We start from the raw sequence: 17,598 nt of genomic DNA, 5'->3' as shown, positions 1-17,598 counted from the left end.
AGGCGCAGGCACGATCGCAGCTCCGATGCCGGGCAAGATCATTGACGTGAAAGTCTCGGTCGGCCAGGCTGTCAAGGCAGGCGACACGCTCCTCATCCTCGAGGCGATGAAGATGCAGAACGAGATCCCTGCGGTCAGCGACGGCACGGTCAGCGCGATCAGCGTCAGTGCCGGTCAGTCGGTCAAGGCGGGCGACCCGCTCGTCACGGTCGGCTAATTCACCGCGATAAAATTGCATAAAAGGGCGGCTGCACATTGTGCGGCCGTTTTTTTATGCAAGGATAATTCCTTAACACTGATTTTCTTGATTGTTTATTCGTTTTCATATACAATAACAAATATCTATAATAGGGTTTTACAATATTCTTTAGGAATAAAATAAAATAGGACATGAGTCCTTTATTATCTGAGAAAACAGACGATAATATGAATATGAGCGATGTTTTTATAGTCGCCGATAGAGCGCGGTATGAGAGGATCGTGACGATGGAAAAACGAGTTTTATTGACGGGCGGATACGGCTTCCTTGGACGCGCAGCCGCTGCGTGTTTTGCCAAAGAGGGATGGGAAGTCCACATCATCGACGACGGAACTTCCGAGCCGATGGAACCGCTCAAGGCAAAACATCGTTTTTATCCTTACAGTGTGTTGGACGAGCGCTGTGAGGAAGTTTTTCGTGTGCGCAATTTTGATGTTGTTCTGCATCTTGCAGAGCGCTCAACCGCGCTTGAGAGCGGGGCGTACCTAGAGAATGCGGGCGTGAATTTTCCGGGGCTCGCTCATATGCTCGCGCTGTCTACGAAATACCATGTAGGGAAGTTTCTCTTGATATCGACGGGTTCCGTGTTCGCTGCGGATGCCAAGGATCCCGGAAAAGACGGGGAGACGGCGGGGCATCTGCGTGCGATGCAGAAATATGTAAACGAGGAGTATGCACGCCGCTGGGGACAGAATTTTGACCTTCGTGTGACTGTGCTGCGCTTATCGACAATATATGGCCCGGGACAGCTGCCAACGCATGGCTTTGTTGCAAAATTTATCATGCAGGCGCTTCTTGGCAAGTCCTACGAGTTTTTCGGATCGCCCGATGAGACGCGCGATTTCCTTTACATTGACGATGCCGCCTATGCGATATACAGTGCGGCGGAGCGCAACCATGCTGCGGATGTTGTTAATATATCGTCGAATACGGCAGTGTCCTATGCGGCGTTTGAAAAATGTGCCGCAGAGATATTCCCCGTGTGTCCCACAAAATTTATGGGGGCGCCGGAGAATCCGGCGCTGTCCTTTGGGCGTGCAACTCTAGATAATTCCGTCTGCCGCAATGAGCTTGGATGGCGCGTGAATGTGCCGCTTGCCGAAGGCCTTCGGCGCACCTACGACTGGTACAAAAATTACCTCAAAGAAAAGGCGAAGCGCGATGCCGCCGTACAGGCGGCAGATAAACGTAAGGAACTGTGGAACAAGATCCTGCCTTACTTGGAACATGCAGGGCTGTTTGCCGCTGCTGCCGGTATTGTCGTATGGCAGGGCAACACTGTCAACAGTATGATCCGGCTGGACTTTAACTATATTTATATCGCGGTTCTTGGACTGCTCTACGGCAAGCAGCATTCCCTTCCCGCCGTAGCACTTGCAAGCCTCCTGCTGGGCTATTCGCTGCTGATCGGCGGGACGGATGTCGTTTCCCTGCTTTATTTACCGGAATATTTACTGCATTTTGCGTCCTATCTCTTTATGGGAGTGCTCACGGGATATATTACGGATACGCGTGACCGCGAGCTGGAAGATGAGCGCTACAAGCGCAGCCGCGCGCTCGAGCGCTATGAGTTCCTGCATGCCATGTACCAGGAGAGCATTAAGATCAAGGACAAACTCTATCGTCAGATCACGAATTCCAACGACAGCATCGGGCGTGTCTACCGCATCGTCAAGCGTCTTGACAGCGTAGAGCCGGAGAACGTCTTTACACAGGCGGTTGCGGTCACGGCGGAGATTATGGAGGCGGAGAATGTCGTCCTCTATGTCAAAGGATCGAATCCGTGGTATTTCCGCCAAAAGATCCGCCGCGGCTCTGCGGTTGAGGATCTCCCGCGCTCACTCAAGGTGGAGGAGACGCCGTATCTGCGCGAGATGATTGCAGACAAGCGCCTCTTCGTGAATCGGCAGCTCAAGGAGGGGATGCCGGACATCGCTGCGCCCATCATCTACGAGGACGAGGTCATCGCGGTTGTGGAACTTCACGCGCTCGACTTTGACCTTTGGACGTTCTATCGGCAGAACCTGCTCTCCATGACGGCGCGCCTGATCGCGACGGCGATCGGTCATGCCTATTTCTATGAGCGGGCGGTGCAGGAGAAGCGCTTCCTTCCCGGGACGAGCCGTATTCTGCGCGAAGAGCAGTACCGGCGCATCGTTGAGGAGCTGGAGGAGCGTGCCGCCGCACCACAGACGGCAATGTCGCTCGTCTATCTGAACCTCGATGTGGCAAACGGCGACTGGCAGGCGCTCGATGGAAAGCTTACGGGCGTTGTCCGCGCTGAGGATTATATCGGTCAGGTCGGCAGTGTGGCGCAGATTTTGCTGACCGATGTCAACGACAAGGTCGTCGCCATGGTGCAGGAGCGCCTGAAGGAAAAGGGCGTTGCGAGTATACGGGTGGCATCATGAATGCGGTGATGCAGTTTTACTGGTGGGAAATCCTCATTCATTTGCTCGTCACGGGGATCTTTTTCGCTGTGAACCGGCGCAGGAAGAAGCCTGTGCAGAATGCGGCGGAGACAGGTATTGTGCTCTTGATCCCTGTCTTTGGTCTCTTGACCCTGATCGGGGCAAAATTTCTCCTCGCCGCCCGTCTTCAAGGGCCGGCGGATGTCGGCGACAAGCTCCAGAACAAGGAAGTGATCTTTACCGACCTCATGCGCATCGACGCGAATGTCGTGCCGCTGAACGATTCGGTGCTTGTCGATGATCCCGAAGTGAAACGCAGGCTCTTTACCGAGACCATCAAGCGCGATGTTCTGCAGAACCCGCTCGTCCTGCAGCAGGCAATTCACGACGAGGATCGCGAGATTGCGCATTATGCCATCACGATGATCACGTCACAGCTCGATGCACTCGAGGAGCGTCTCTATACGCTTGAACGGCGTGTGAAAGAAGAGCCGGACGAGGTTGAGCACCTCGAAGCCTATGCTGAGGCGCTCGGCGAATATACGCAGCAGCGTTTTATCGATCGCCTCTCACGCCTACAAAAGGCGGCGGAGCACGTGGCGGTGCTTGCACGCCTGATCGCACTGCAGCCGGATCGCCCTGAGCTGTATGTGCAGAAGGTACGGCAGGAGATCCGGCTGGAGCGTTATGCAGCGGCAGAGGAAACATGCCGCGCTTTTCTTGCGCATTTTCCGACGGCGGAGCAGCCCTATCTCCTCTATATCGAGCTCTGTCAAGCAATGCATCGCCCCGCGCTCATGCAGGAGAAAATACGAGAACTCAAGGCGTGTCCGATCCGGCTCTCCATTGAGGCGCTGAACGTCATTCGGTTCTGGGATGAGGGGATCGCGCATCATGTATAAACGGAATTTTATCGCCGCCTTTCTGATCGTGTTTTTGCTGGGGTTATTTTTCCAGTACAACCGCACGGACGGCTTTATGAAGCTCAGCACGAACATCCATGAAAACTTTGGCGCAAACGGCACGTTCGTTGAGGGCTCGGAAGAGGATAAGGCGCTTGAACGAGAGACGTTTCTTATCCTCTATGATCCGATGAATCTGCGCAGCATGTTCCTGAAACATTATCTGGAACGGTTCATCAGAGAACAGAAAAAAGCGACGCTCGCGGCGGAGATCGGCGCCGTCCCGGAGATCGACCGCCGCTATATAGGAGTGATCGTGACCACAGGCAATATCGGCGCGGTTGCCGCTCTGCCGCAGATCGATCAGTATGTCGCGGACGGCGGTACGGCACTCTTCCTCGATGGGCTTTCCGATACGGGGATGCCCGCAGGATTTGCCGAGCGCATCGGGGTTCGCCGATTTGGCGAGTCTTATACGCGTGAGGGCATTCATATGACCTCGGACATCATCTTCGGGGTACAGTCGATCGGCGTCAGCGGGCGGTCGTATCAGACGACGACCGCGGCGGTGTCGCTTGACTCGGCGGTGCAGATCCATGCGGCGGCGGACGATGGGACGCCGCTGGTTTGGGAGATGCCCTCAGGAGCAGGGAAATACGTCGTTTATAACGGGCAGCGCATGGCGGATAAGCCGAATGTCGGGCTCCTTGCGGGGATACTGAGCCTGACGTCGGACACCTATGTCTATCCAACCGTGGGGGCAAAGGTCTTTATTATTGACGATTTTCCCGCGCCCGTCCCCGAGGGGATCTTCCCGCGCCTCTACGACGAGGTTCACCTGACGACGGCGGATTTTTACCGCAATGTATGGTGGCCGCAGATGCTCGCCAATGCCAAACGCTACGGGTTTAAGTACACAGGTGTTGTCATTGAGACGTACGGCAACCAGGTCAAAGGACCGTTTGCCCCGATGAGCGACCGCTACACGCGCAGCTATCTCATCGCGTACGGACGCGAACTCCTCAAATCCGGCGGTGAGCTCGGTATCCACGGCTATAACCATCAGCCGCTCGCGCCCGCAGGGTACAATCAGGAACATCTGGACTATACGCCGTGGGCAAGTCCCGAGGATATGAAGGAGTCTCTGCGCGAACTGCGCCGCTATATTGCCTCGGCATATCCGGACTACGCAATACGTACCTATGTGCCGCCGTCCAACATCCTCAGTCCCGAGGGCAAAGCCGCGCTCAAAGAGGTGTTCCCGGATCTGAAGATCATCGCGGCGCTCTATATGGGGATGCCCGAGGACCGCGCCTACTATCAGGACTTTCAGCGTAATGCGGACGGGAGCTACGAATTTCCGCGCGTCAGTTCCGGCTATATTGTGCGCGGGGACATGCTTTGGGATATCGTAAACGTAATCAATACCCAGGGGATCGTCTCGCATTTCGTCCATCCCGACGAGATCTTTTACGAGGAAAGCGCCCATACGACATGGCGTGAGATGAACGAGGGCATGGATGCCTTTATGAAGTTCACGCAGGAGCAGTACCCGTGGCTGCGCGGCGCGACGGTTTCGGAAGCCGCGGCGATGCTCGGCGCGTATTTCGATCTCGACTGCCGTATCGAGCGCGAAGGGGACGAGATGCGTATCATCTCTTGGAACTACCGTGTGCCGCCGCGCTATATTCTGCGCACGCATAAAAAGCCGGAGGCGGTCGCGGGATGCACCGTCGAAAACATTGGTCAGGCGGCATATATCGTCGAGGTAAAGGAACCGACGGCTGAGATCCATTTCAAGTGAGAAAGGAGGGGGCACATGCGTATCTGTCTTTTGGTCGAAGGCTCGTATCCCTATGTGGTCGGCGGTGTCTCCTCATGGGGTGCAGATGCTCATCGAGGGGCTGCCCGAGCATGAGTTCGTCGTCTACTCCATTGGTGCGGAGATGAAGCAGCGCGGGGATTTTCGCTATAACCTGCCAAAGAACCTCGTGGAGGTGCATGAGCTCTTCCTCGATGAGATCCTTGCGCTGCGTGCGCCGTCACGCAATGAGAAGCCGCTCACACCGCAGGAAAAAGTATGCCTTTATGAGCTTGTTGTCGGCAATGTGCCGCTCGATCTGGACGTCCTGCTCGGCATTTTCCGCAGCGACCGTATGCGGCACGACGCCATGGGGATTTTCATGAGCGCGGACTTCTTCGACATCATCGAGCGCGTCTACCGCGAGCACTATGATCATCTGCCGTTTACGGATTTCTTTTGGACCATCCGCTCCATGCTCCTGCCGCTCTTTTACATCCTGCAGCAGGACTTCCCGGAGGCGGATATTTATCACAGCGTCGCCACGGGCTACTGCGGCGTTGTCGGCGGCGTTGCGTCGCGCGTTTATCGCAAGCCGTTTCTCATCACGGAGCACGGCATTTACTCCCGTGAACGCGAGGAGGAGATCCTCAAGTGCAAATGGGCGGAGGGCGATTTCAAATCCGTTTGGATCCAGTATTTCTATAACCTCGCGGGTCTTGCCTATGCGGGGGCGGATCGCGTGTTCACGCTCTTTCAGAAAAATGCGGATACGGAGATTGCGCTTGGCTGCGCGCCGGAGAAGATCGCCATCGTCCCAAACGGTATTCATATGGAGCGATTCGCACATATCGCGCTTAAGGAGGAAGCGACCGAGAGCGGCATCGTCATCGGCGCTGTCGTGCGCGTGGTGCCGATCAAGGACATTGTGACCATGCTGCGTGCCTTCTTCCTCGTGAAGCAGTCCATCCCGGATGCGAAGCTCCTCATCATGGGGCAGTACGAGGAGGATCCCGAATACTATGAGCTGTGCCAACGGACGATCGAGACGCTGCGTCTTAAGGATGTCACGTTCACAGGATCGGTCAATGTTGCCGAACGCCTCGCCGAGGTTGATCTCCTGCTGCTCTCAAGTATCAGCGAAGGACAGCCGCTCGCTGTCCTCGAAGGGCTCGCGGCGCATCGCCCCTTTGTTACAACGGATGTCGGGTGCTGCCGCGAACTCCTTTACGGGGAGGGCGTCGACGACATGGGCGACGCGGGAATCGTCGTCCCCGCGATGGACTACGAGGAGATGTCGCGCGGTATTGTCCGCATGGCAAAAGACACGCCGCTGCGCCGCCGCATGGCCGAGATCGGATATGAGCGTGTGAAGCAGAGCTACACCTACGAGAAATTTATCAATTCGTACCGCGACATCTACGCACGGGAAAAGAGGGACTAGGATGGCGGGCATCGGCTTTGAGCTAAAAAAACTGTTCCGGGAGCGCTCTGCTGCCGGATATATGAAAGCATACGGCTACTCTGCCATCGTCACGACGGGACCTTTTGTATTGATGGCAGGGATGGTGCTTGCCGTACAGATGATGTTCCGCACATTCGAAGTGCCGCAGGCGGAAATGCAGCTCTATACCGCGTCCGTGATCTATTCCTTTGTATTTTCGCATGTCCTCTCGAGCGGATTTGTCATGATCATCACGCGCTATCTCGCCGACCTGCTCTACGGGGGGGAACATCGGGATATCGCCGCATCCCTTTTTGGTATCGCTGCGGTGACGCTCCCGTTCGGAACGATCATCGCTGTCCTCTTCTTTTGGAATAAGCCGATCGCTTTTTCGACGAAACTGCTGACCTATATTTTCTTCATGCAGATGACGGGCATCTGGCTGCAGGGCGTATATCTTACGGCGGTAAAGAACTATAAGGCACTCTTTTTCAGCTATCTCGCAGGCGTGTTTATCTCGGTCGCACTCTGCTTCCTTGTCCTTTGGACGGGGCTGCTTCCGGCGGTCGACGGATCGCTGCTCGCCATGAATATCGGCAGCGCAGTCATTTTGACGCTCTTTTTGGCACACATCCTGCGCTATTTCGGCTATACGAAAAAGGGGCTTGCGTTCCGATTTCTGCCGTATTTCGAGATGCACCCGAAACTGTTCTTCATCGGACTTTTTTATACTGCCGCACTTTACACGCCGAACTTCATCATCTGGCTTGGCCCCGACGGCATCCTCATCGACGGCACGTACCGCTGTGCGCCGACCTATGATGTCGCGACCTTCTTTGCGTTCCTGTCAATTATGCCCGTTATGGTTATGTTTACAGTGTCGGCAGAGCTGAATTTTTACGAGCGGTACGCCGTCTACTTTACCTATATTACGAAGCGGGGCAATTTCCGCGACATCGAGGACGCGCGCATTGATTTGCTGCGTACGCTGTGGTATGAGCTGCGGAATATCGTGGAGTTCCAGCTTGTATTTACCGTTGTTTTTCTTGGCCTTGGCAATTATTTCCTGCCGTTTGTCGGACTTTCGTTCGGTTCGGTCAATATGTATAATCTCATCGTACTCGGTGCGTTCTTTGTCGCGGCGGCGCAGGTCGTCTATACACTGCTCCTCTATTTCGAGGATCAGCGCGGCGCGCTTCTCGTCACGGGCGGACTGTTTTTCGCGCAGATTGTATTCGGCGTGGGCGGACAATTTTTCGGCGAGGTCAGTTACGGCTTTACATTCTTTCTCGCATCTGCTATTGTCTTTATTGGAGCATTCCTGCGGATGCAGTATTTCTGCAAACGCATCAATTATTTTGTCTACTGCGCGCGTCCGGTCTTTTACCGTCCGCCGAATGGAATGCTCACGCGGCTTTCGCGGCTGCTCTGCGGGAAAAGGGAAGGGGATGATCTTGTGTGAAGCGATGCAATTATAAAAATAAGGCGCTGCTCACTTCGCTCGGCGTCCTGAGTATTTTTTTGCAGCCTTCGCCCGTCGGGGCTGTGGATGTTCTGCACGATGTGCAGGGCGAGTTCGACCGCCTGCGCTCCGCTGCACAGGAAGTGGAGGATCATCGCGCCGCCGTTGCCGATCTGCATCAAACGGAGCAGGATCTGCGTACGGCAGAGGACTATGTGAAAACGGCGGATGAAGAGGTTGCCGCTGCCGAGGACGAGCATAAAAATACGCAGACAGCACTCGCCGATGCGCGGATGCGCGCATCCGATGCGCGTGAGCGTGTTAAAGAGACGGAAAACATGGTCGCCGTGCGCACCGCAGAGACGGCGGTACGCCGCCGGGAAGCAGAGAGCTATACTGCCGAGCTCGAAGCGGCGCAGGCAGAATATGATGCGGCAGAGGCTGCGGCGGAAGCTGCAAGTGCCGCAGCCGCAGGGACGGCGGGCGGAGACGATGCGATAAAACTCCTCATCTCCTCCGATGAGATGCGCCGCCGTGTTGCGGATGCCGCACAGAAAGCGGGCTATGATTACCCGCTGATGGAGCAGCTCGAGCAGGGACTCTATACACTCCCCGCGCAGGAGGCGGCGGCATCCGGGGCGGCACCCGCCGCGGATGCCGGTAGGGCGGCGGAGGTACGGGACAGTGCGGCGCAGGTTGCACTTGACCGTGCAGCGGCGAGACTTTCCTACGCAGAACAGCGCGCCGAGGAGCTGCGCGCCGCCCTTGAGACGGCGGAAGACGCTGAGGAAGCTGCGCGCGGCGATTACGCAGACGCTTTGGAAGAAGTGCGTGACGCGGACGAAGAGCTCAATCAGGCCTATAAAGATCTTACCGCGGCGGCGCTTTATGTCGGCGAAGCGCGCACCGCGCGCACGGAAAGCGAAGCAGACCTTGCCCTCGCCGAGCGCGACCACGCGGCCGCCATGCGTCAGCTCGCACGATGGGGTGCGGGGCGCAGCGCACAGGCGGGCATCGAGTATTACGCATGGCACGGCGGAGAGGGTGGCGTTGGGCATCAGCGCTACCACCCCGTTTCCTACAGCTATTCGGACGGAAAGCTCGAGTTCGGTGTCAATACCGCGTATGTCGTCTCTCGCACGGGCAAGAAGCAGGGACATGTCTCGGGATTTACCGATACGACGGTCGATCTCGGTTTATGGAACAAACACGACCGATATGATGTCCGTTACGGACTCTCGGTTAATTTGCCGACGGGCATGGCGCAGATTCATGATAACGCCGTGGTGCCGGATACGGTTGCCGCGCTCACGCGTTTCGGCGAGGGATGGAACTGGACGCCGAACATCACGATACGCCGGAAAATCAACGAAACGGATTCGTGGTATTATCGTCTTGCCTATGCGATTCGCGGGAAATACGACTATACGCTCGATATGGATCTGCATGATCCGCCGACGGTGCATCCTGCAGATCGCTACGAGGGCGAGGTGCGGTACCTTCATGCTGCTAAAAATGACCGGTTGACGGCATTCCTGCGGACAAATGTATTTACAGGACGTTCGAAGGAAAGCAGGGAGGTATATCACGAGGGGGCGGAAGGTCTTCTCGGGCTCTTCTATACCAAGCGGTACACAAAGAAAGATTCGTTCAAAGCATATGTCATGTATGAGCTGCGCGGCGCCCCTATTTACAAGACGGCCGCGGAGCAGCACAGCGATAATACGTTTACGCACTATTACGGCATCGGCATGACGCGTGAACTTTCAAAGAACCGGCGGGCGCGCCTTATGCTGCATCATCGGCGCTCGAAGGGGACATTCATCTCGCCGCTGAATAGTGAAAACGGCGAGGATCAAATGCGTACCTCCGTGCAAGTCGGATATGACCTGCGTATCAGCGACCGTGAAGCATTGTCGCTCGACGCGGAACGGTATTTCTACCGATCGAACCCGCATGAGCGATACCACGGATGGGGCGTAGCGCTCACGTTCTCCCGCAGCTTTTAACGGAGAAGATTCAACCAAGGAATACTGAAAATAGGGGTTATGCGAATAGGCAAACCCTATTTTTTTGCCTAAAATTTCTTGTTTTGCATGACTTTTTCGGAAAAACAAGGAGTTTTGGGATGATTTTATTCAGAAAAGGAAGGAATTTTATCATGCCCTATCGAATGACTATAGAACTCTGAGGTTTAGTTTGTTTGTATATGTTTGCTGCAGAGGATTGTGCGGCGGACAAGGCGGGAGCGGAATGGTGAAAAAGATTTTTTGTGCGCTCGCGGTTCTCATGGGGCTTGGCATTGCAGGGATGTTTTGCTGCTCCTTTTTCGAGATGCACGCGGGGGCAGAACGCGAGATGAAACAGGCGGAGCAGCGCCGAGCGGAACAGGAAGCTGCGGAAGCAAAGGCGGAGAGCATCGACTACCGCGCGGCGATGGAAGATCTCATCGTCGAAATGAATGATTATGCAGACGCCGCTGCCGGACGGAACTTTATGTTTATTACGAACGGTGGTACGGGCATCTATGCACCGGACGAGACGCATCCGCGCGATCGTGTGGAGCGTTTGCTCAACGCAGTTGACGGCGCGCTCATCGAGGATTTTTTCTACGGTTGGGATATGGAGGACGACCTGCCCCCGCCGGCAGAAGAGCAGGCGGAGCAGCGGCGCAATCTGCGCCTCGTACGCGAAGCGCACCGTCCCGTGTTCAACATCGACTATACGCATAAGGACAGCGCCGTGCGCGGCTCGCAGCGCAAGAATAAAGAGGCAGGCTTCATCGGCTTTGCCGCCTCGCGGCGCGAACTGGATGAGATTCCCTTCGGTACGATCGTCGATGCGAATGCACGCGACGTGCATTCGCTCGGTGACGTCCGCAACTTCATCGCGCTGCTGAACCCTGCGCGGTTTCGCAGCAAAGAGGACTATATAGAGAAGCTGCGCCGCACGGACTACGATCTCCTTATCATCGATCTTGTCTATAACGATGCCCCGCTCACGAAAGAGGATGTCGAGGCACTGAAGGTCAAGGCAAACGGCGGTCGTCGCCTCGTCTTTGCCTACATGAGCGTCGGTGAGGCGGAGGATTACCGCATCTATTGGAAGGACGAATGGAACAAGCACCTGCCCGTCTGGATCGATGAGATGAACGACGACTGGGAGGGAAATTACAAGGTTCGGTATTGGACACGCGCCTGGCAGGATCTCCTCTACGGATCGGCGGACGGGTACCTCGATAAGATCATCGCCGCAGGATTCGACGGCGCATTCCTCGACGTCATCGATGCGTACGATTATTTCTATGAGAAAGAGGGACACTGAGCGCCGCAGGTCAATTTTGAAATGCTAAACAAGGGAACGATGCATGAATTGGTGCAGCGTTCCTTTTTGTATCCTTGTCAACAGCGTAGGAAAATGCTAGAATAAAGCGTATATGACCAAAAGTTTTGGAAGTGATCGGAGGGCATGTTTCACGTGCGTCTGAAAATCCGGATTCTCGACAAATACATTTTTCGCGAGGTCTTTGTTTCGTTCCTCTTTGCCATCTGCGCGTTCTCGGCGGTCTTCATCGGCTCGGGGACGCTCTTTCGCATTGCGCAGTACATTACGGACTATGGGGCGTCTCTGCCGTCGGTGATCAAGATTTTCGTATTCAGCCTGCCGGGCGTCGTCATGTGGACATTCCCAATGTCGATGCTGCTTGCGAGTCTCCTGACGTTCGGCAAGCTCTCGTCAGCGAGTGAGATCACGGCGATGAAGTCCTGCGGCATCAATTTTACGCGCATTGCGGCGCCGGCGGTACTGCTTGGCTTCGTGGTCAGTGTGGGCGCGATTCTCTTCAACGAATACGTTGTACCGCGTGCGAATACGGCGTACCGGAATGTTATTTACTATGAGATCGAAGGCAACTCCGGGATGAAGTCGCAGGAGCATGTCATCATCAAGGAGATCACGGACGGGCAAATCCGTCGTCTGGTCTATGCGCGTGCGTACGATGCGGAACAACAGCGGCTCACGAATGTCAGCCTGCAGGTGTTCGGCGACGACGGCAAGGTCTCGCATGTGGAGAACGCGGAGTATGCGGAGTGGACGGGCAAAGAGTGGATCATGCACAGCGGGGACGTCTACGACATTGCGGACGAACATATGGAGCGGCATATGCGGTTCGAGACGCAGGTGCTGCCCGTGCAGAAAGACCCGCGTCAGATCATCCGTGAGCAGAAATCACCGGAGGAGATGACAATGCGCGAACTGCGCCGTCAGATTGCGCTGATGCAGACGCAGTATGTAAATACGAACAAGCTCGAGGCGGAGCTCTATCAGCGCGTCTCCGTACCGATGGCGAGTCTCATCTTTACACTCATCGGTGTGCCGCTCGGGATTCAGCCGACGCGCAACTCGTCGTCGGCGGGCTTTGCGATGAGCGTTATCATCATTTTCTTTTACTATGCGCTCATGACGATGGGCAACGCGTTCGCACGCGGCGGTGTTCTGCCGCCGATGCTTGCCGTGTGGATTCCGAATATCGTCGGCATAATTGCGGGGGCAATTCTCTTTCGGCGCGCCTCGCACTAATATTTTCCTGAAAGGCTATAGATTTGTAATTAAGGTGACGGCACTATGTACGGTATTACGCTCATTCTCGTGCTCGCCGTTGTGGGCGGGGTCATCGCCTTCATTGGCGACCGGCTCGGTACGCGCATCGGCAAGCGGCGGCTTTCGATCTTTGGGCTGCGCCCGCGCCACACAGCGGTCGTTGTGACGGTTTTTACAGGCGTCTGCATTACGACGGTGACGTTCGGCGTGATGGCGGCGGTCTCAGAGAATGTACGGACGGCGCTCTTTGGCATGGAGCGCCTGAACAGGATGATGGCTGAGACGCAGGCGGCGCTTACGCGGACGGCGGATGCGCTCACGCAGGCACAGTCGGATCAGGAGCGTGCGCAGGGGGAGCTGAAGCAGTCGGAGGACGAGATTGCGCGGCTCGAGGGCGAACGCCTAGGGCTCACAGAGGAATCGGAGCGACTGTCGGAGGGCAACCGCCGTCTTGCGTTGGAAAAAGAGGGGCTGATCTCGCTCAATGGTCGGCTCAGCGGGGAAAATGAAACCCTTCTCACCGATATTAAGGAACTGGGCATACGTGCGAATGCGCTGCGGCAAAATATTTTGAGCCTGCGCGAGGGGGACATCACCTACCGGGCGGGCGAGATCATCGCGAGCGGCATCATTCCCGCAGGGCTCAGCCATGAGGAGGTCGAGCGCGGCATGGCGGGGCTCGCGCAGCTCGGTACGCGCAATATCTCCGCACGTCTTGGGGAAAATAAGACGGATCAAGATATCTGGATCTATCAACCAGAATACGACGCCGCCGTGCGCGCGATCGAGGAGAGCAAGACGGGGATGATCGTGCGTATTGTCGCGGCGGGCAACCTCGTGCGCGGCGACGAGATCCGCGCGTCGATTGAGCTCTATCCGAACAGTATCATCTACCGCGACGGCGAGCTGATCGCAGCGCGTGTCTATACGCCGGAGACCATGCGCGCACAGGGGGCGGAGCAGACGGTGATGGCATTCCTGCGCGAGGTCAACGCGGCAGCATCTGCAAAGGGAATCCTCCCCGACCCGATCCGCGGGACGGTCGGCGTCATCGAGGGGGCAGAATTTTACGGACTGGTGCAGGAACTTCAGGGGCGTACGTCCACTGTCGTCATCTCGGCATATGCCGCAGGTGATACGGATGCGATGGGACCGCTGCGCCTCACGTTTAAGATCGAAAACGAGACGCCGCAGTGAGTACCGTTCTTGCTATCGATCCCGGGCGGGATAAATGCGGCATCGCCGTGCTCTCGCCGCAGGGAGACGTCCTCCTGCATGAGATCGTGCCGACCGCAGCCTTAGAGACGCGGGTATCCGAGCTCGCAGCGGAATATGCGCCGCGCATCATCATGGGGGACGGTACGACGAGCGCGGCGGCAAAGGCGCGGATCGAGGCGCAGGTCGGCGCGGTGACACTTGTGGACGAATACCGCACGACGGAGGAGGGGCGTCGGCTGTACTGGGCGGAGAATCCGCCCCGCGGCTGGCGGCGGCTCGTGCCGCGCGGGCTGTTGACGCCGGCCGTGCCGGTGGACGATTTTGCCGCCGTTGCGCTTGCCCGGAGATTTTTAGCGGGTACGGCGCGGCGCGATTGACAGCCGGCGCGCTCTGCGGTAAGATGAAAGGAATTATATCCTGCTGTAATGTAAGGAGAGCAAGACTACATGCCCGATCATGTCCTAGCATTTATGATAGCGCTCGGTGTGGCGCTGTTTTTGACGCCCGTCGTCATTTCTTTTGCGCGGCGCACGGGTGCACTTGACGCACCCGACGCGCGCAAGGTGCATGTGCGTCCCATTCCGCGCATCGGCGGTATTGGCATCTATGCTGCCTTTATGGTGTCCGTACTTGTGCAGATGAGTATTTCCGACTTCTCGCCGGAGATAATGACCAGCCTGTGGGGGCTGCTCGCGGGCGGGACGATCATCGTCGCCATCGGCATCATCGACGACTACCGGGATCTCCCGGCAAAGGTCAAGCTCCTCGGGCAGATTCTCGCTGCGTGCGTTCTCGTCATCGGCTTTGACGTACGCATCGACGTGATTACGGATCCGCTCGGCGATTTTATCTATCTTGAGTATTTCGCGATTCCTGCGACCATTTTTTGGGTGGTCGGGCTGACCAATACCGTGAACCTCATTGATGGGCTCGATGGGCTCGCCGCAGGGGTGTCCTCGATCGCGGCGGTGACGATCTTCCTCGTTGCGATGGAGGAGGGCATTCCCTTCGTGGCGATGATCACGGCGGCACTTGCGGGCGCGGCGATCGGCTTTCTATACTATAACTTCAATCCCGCGCGCATCTTCATGGGCGACACCGGGAGCATGTTCCTCGGGTTTATGCTTGCGGGGATCTCCGTCATTGGCGCGGTCAAAAGCGCAGCGACGATTGCGCTTATTGTGCCGATCTTAGCGCTTGGTCTGCCCATCCTTGACACGACGTTCGCTATCGTGCGGCGCGCGCGCAACCACCGCCCAATCTTTAAGCCGGACAAGGGGCATCTGCACCATCGCCTGCTCGCGCACGGCTTTACACAGAAACAGGCAGTGCTCCTCATGTACGTTGTAAGTGCGCTCTTTGGACTGTGTGCGCTCGCATTGACGGCAGTGAGTACGCAGGCGGCGCTGCTCATCATCCTCATTGTTGCGGCGGCAGTTTTTATCGGTGCTCGCAAACTCGGCATCCTGCGCCTTGACGCGCAGCAGAAATAATCGTGTATGGCATTCCGAGAGGAGTGAAAACAGAGCATGATCGGCAAAATCAAAGTAATGTCGATTTTTGGCACGCGTCCCGAGGCGATCAAGATGGCGCCCGTTGTCATGGAGCTCATGCGTCATTCGGATGAAATCGAAACGAAAACGCTCGTCACGGCGCAGCATCGTGAGATGCTTGATCAGGTACTGCATCTTTTCCGCATCGTGCCGGATTATGACCTCAATATCATGGCGGCGGGGCAGACGCTCTTTGACATCACGACGCGCGCGATGATGGGAATCAACGAAGTGTTCCAAAAGGATCGCCCTGATCTTGTCCTCGTCCACGGCGATACGACGACGACCTTTGCGGGCGCGCTTGCCGCATACTATCATCAGATTCCCGTCGGGCATGTCGAGGCGGGACTGCGTACGCATGACATCTATTCGCCGTTCCCCGAGGAGATGAATCGGCGGCTCACGGGCGGTATCGCGACCCTTCATTTTGCACCTACCGCAACGGCGCACGACAACCTCGCGGCGGAGGGGGTTCCCGAGCGGCGCATCTTCGTGACGGGCAATACCGTCATTGATGCCCTCCATCATACCGTGCGCCCGGACTATATGCTTCCGCCGGAACTCTCGCAGGTCGATTTTGCAAATAACCGTGTGTTGCTTGTTACCACGCATCGCCGCGAAAATCTCGGCGAGCCGATGCGGCACGTTTACCGTGCCATTCATGACATCGTGGACGGACTCTCGGACGTGGAGGTCGTTTTCCCCGTGCATCGCAATCCAAAGGTGCGCGAGATCGTGCAGGAGGAGCTGGGGCATCTTCCGCGCGTGCACCTCATTGACCCGCTCGACTATGAGCCGTTTGCCAACCTCATGGCACGCGTTGACATCGTGCTCACCGATTCGGGCGGCATCCAAGAGGAAGCACCCGCCCTCGGCAAACCGGTGCTCGTCCTGCGCGATACGACCGAACGCCCCGAGGCGGTCGCGGCAGGTACCGTGCATCTCATCGGCACGGCGGAGGAGCACGTCTACAATGAGACCATGCGCCTGCTCACCGATACGGGGGCATATGCCGCGATGGCGGAGGCAGTGAATCCCTATGGAGATGGGAGGGCAGCGCAGCGCATCATCGAGGCGATTCTCTACCATGCGGGACATCGTCATATCCCGCCGGAGCCATTCCATGCAGAAAACGAAGAATACTAAAAACGAAGATGCGGCACCGGACGGAAAAAAGTCCAACACCGCGTCATCGGGGATCGTCGATGCCCTGCGCGCCTTTGGAGTGCTTTCCGGCATCGGCATCTATCTCGTCGTATTTCTCGGCATCTTCATCTTCATTGGGAAAAATGCGGATGATATACTCGGTACGGGACGCGTCTGCACCATCCTCGGGATCCTCCTCGGATTCCCTGCGGCAGGCTATTCCATCTATCGACAACTTAAAGCATATAAAATCGTATGATGAAATGAATGGAGCGACCCCTTATTTTCAAAAAACTTGAAAAAGGGGCTTGACGAAGAAAAGCCGTTGTGTTATATTATGACAGTCGCGCTGATGAAGGCTAGAGGCTCTCGAGGCGCGCAAGATGTACCCTGAAAACTACACAATGCAGAGAGGTTAGAGATAATCTAACCGAAGCCAGATGCAACATCGTTGATAAAATGGTCAACGAGAAACAATTCTTTTACAGAATGACATTAATGAGTCGAGTGAGGCTCTTCTTTTACGGAGAGTTTGATCCTGGCTCAGGACGAACGCTGGCGGCGTGCTTAACACATGCAAGTCGAACGGAGCGAATGAAAGCTTGCTTTTATGAGCTTAGTGGCAAACGGGTGAGTAACACGTAGACACCCTGCCGATCAGATGGGGACAACATTCCGAAAGGAATGCTAATACCGAATGGCGTGTAGGGGAGGCATCTCCCCCTATATGAAAGATGGCCTCTATATATAAGCTATCACTGATCGATGGGTCTGCGTCTGATTAGCTAGTAGGTAAGGTAACG

Annotated in this window: 13 protein-coding genes, 1 rRNA gene and 1 pseudogene; all 15 read left to right on the top strand. The window is 56.3% G+C overall.

The genetic code is table 11. From position 1 onward, the window contains the following. The coding region (locus tag HMPREF1147_RS04740) for a biotin/lipoyl-containing protein (protein WP_037351167.1) at positions 1-217 on the top strand (217 nt) is incomplete at its 5' end. A 269-nt stretch (positions 218-486) separates the two neighbouring features. Continuing rightward, a complete protein-coding gene (locus HMPREF1147_RS04735; RefSeq protein ID WP_232208054.1) occupies positions 487-2,670 on the top strand; it encodes an NAD-dependent epimerase/dehydratase family protein in 2,184 nt (727 codons plus the stop codon). Further along, positions 2,667-3,572 carry a hypothetical protein gene (locus HMPREF1147_RS04730; protein ID WP_009657915.1) on the top strand — a complete coding sequence of 302 codons (906 nt, stop codon included), beginning with the start codon at positions 2,667-2,669 and terminating at the stop codon, positions 3,570-3,572. The genes HMPREF1147_RS04735 and HMPREF1147_RS04730 overlap by 4 nt, the downstream gene beginning before the upstream one ends. Then, positions 3,565-5,376 (top strand): DUF2194 domain-containing protein, encoded by a 1,812-nt coding sequence (locus tag HMPREF1147_RS04725; protein WP_009657919.1) that lies wholly within the window; start codon positions 3,565-3,567, stop codon positions 5,374-5,376. The genes HMPREF1147_RS04730 and HMPREF1147_RS04725 overlap by 8 nt, the downstream gene beginning before the upstream one ends. Positions 5,377-5,391: 15 nt before the next feature. Further along, a pseudogene (pelF, locus tag HMPREF1147_RS04720) lies at positions 5,392-6,817 on the top strand (GT4 family glycosyltransferase PelF). Position 6,818: 1 nt separating this feature from the next. Continuing rightward, the gene (gene pelG, locus HMPREF1147_RS04715; protein WP_009438588.1) at positions 6,819-8,279 is read left to right on the top strand and encodes an exopolysaccharide Pel transporter PelG; all 1,461 of its coding nucleotides are present in this window, start codon (positions 6,819-6,821) and stop codon (positions 8,277-8,279) included. Further along, complete coding sequence (locus HMPREF1147_RS04710) at positions 8,276-10,288, top strand: transporter (protein WP_009657920.1); 2,013 nt, start codon at positions 8,276-8,278, stop codon at positions 10,286-10,288. The genes pelG and HMPREF1147_RS04710 overlap by 4 nt, the downstream gene beginning before the upstream one ends. A gap of 244 nt (positions 10,289-10,532) precedes the next feature. After that, complete coding sequence (locus HMPREF1147_RS04705) at positions 10,533-11,603, top strand: endo alpha-1,4 polygalactosaminidase (protein ID WP_009438583.1); 1,071 nt, start codon at positions 10,533-10,535, stop codon at positions 11,601-11,603. 153 nt (positions 11,604-11,756) lie between these two features. Continuing rightward, a complete protein-coding gene (locus HMPREF1147_RS04700) occupies positions 11,757-12,857 on the top strand; it encodes an LptF/LptG family permease (protein ID WP_009438589.1) in 1,101 nt (366 codons plus the stop codon). Between the two features lie 45 nt (positions 12,858-12,902). Next, a complete protein-coding gene (locus HMPREF1147_RS04695; protein ID WP_009350200.1) occupies positions 12,903-14,075 on the top strand; it encodes a DUF3084 domain-containing protein in 1,173 nt (390 codons plus the stop codon). Continuing rightward, the gene (locus tag HMPREF1147_RS04690) at positions 14,072-14,473 is read left to right on the top strand and encodes a resolvase (protein WP_009657911.1); all 402 of its coding nucleotides are present in this window, start codon (positions 14,072-14,074) and stop codon (positions 14,471-14,473) included. Before HMPREF1147_RS04695 ends, HMPREF1147_RS04690 begins: the two co-directional genes overlap by 4 nt. Before the next feature lie 69 nt (positions 14,474-14,542). Continuing rightward, entirely contained in the window at positions 14,543-15,589 is a 1,047-nt protein-coding gene (locus HMPREF1147_RS04685) for a glycosyltransferase family 4 protein (protein ID WP_009657913.1), read from the top strand. Positions 15,590-15,625: 36 nt separating this feature from the next. After that, a complete protein-coding gene (gene wecB, locus HMPREF1147_RS04680; protein ID WP_009657917.1) occupies positions 15,626-16,795 on the top strand; it encodes a non-hydrolyzing UDP-N-acetylglucosamine 2-epimerase in 1,170 nt (389 codons plus the stop codon). Beyond that, positions 16,773-17,054, top strand: a complete 282-nt coding sequence (locus tag HMPREF1147_RS04675; RefSeq protein ID WP_009657914.1) for an AtpZ/AtpI family protein — start codon at positions 16,773-16,775, stop codon at positions 17,052-17,054. Before wecB ends, HMPREF1147_RS04675 begins: the two co-directional genes overlap by 23 nt. 261 nt (positions 17,055-17,315) lie before the next feature. Continuing rightward, positions 17,316-17,598: ribosomal RNA gene (locus HMPREF1147_RS04670) — 16S ribosomal RNA — on the top strand; the annotation flags it as partial.

Source organism: Selenomonas sp. FOBRC9 (genome assembly GCF_000287655.1).
Classification (GTDB): Bacteria; Bacillota; Negativicutes; order Selenomonadales; family Selenomonadaceae; genus Centipeda; species Centipeda artemidis.
The sequence above is the reverse complement of the archived record's forward strand: the minus strand, read 5'-3'. Positions and strand labels throughout refer to the sequence as shown.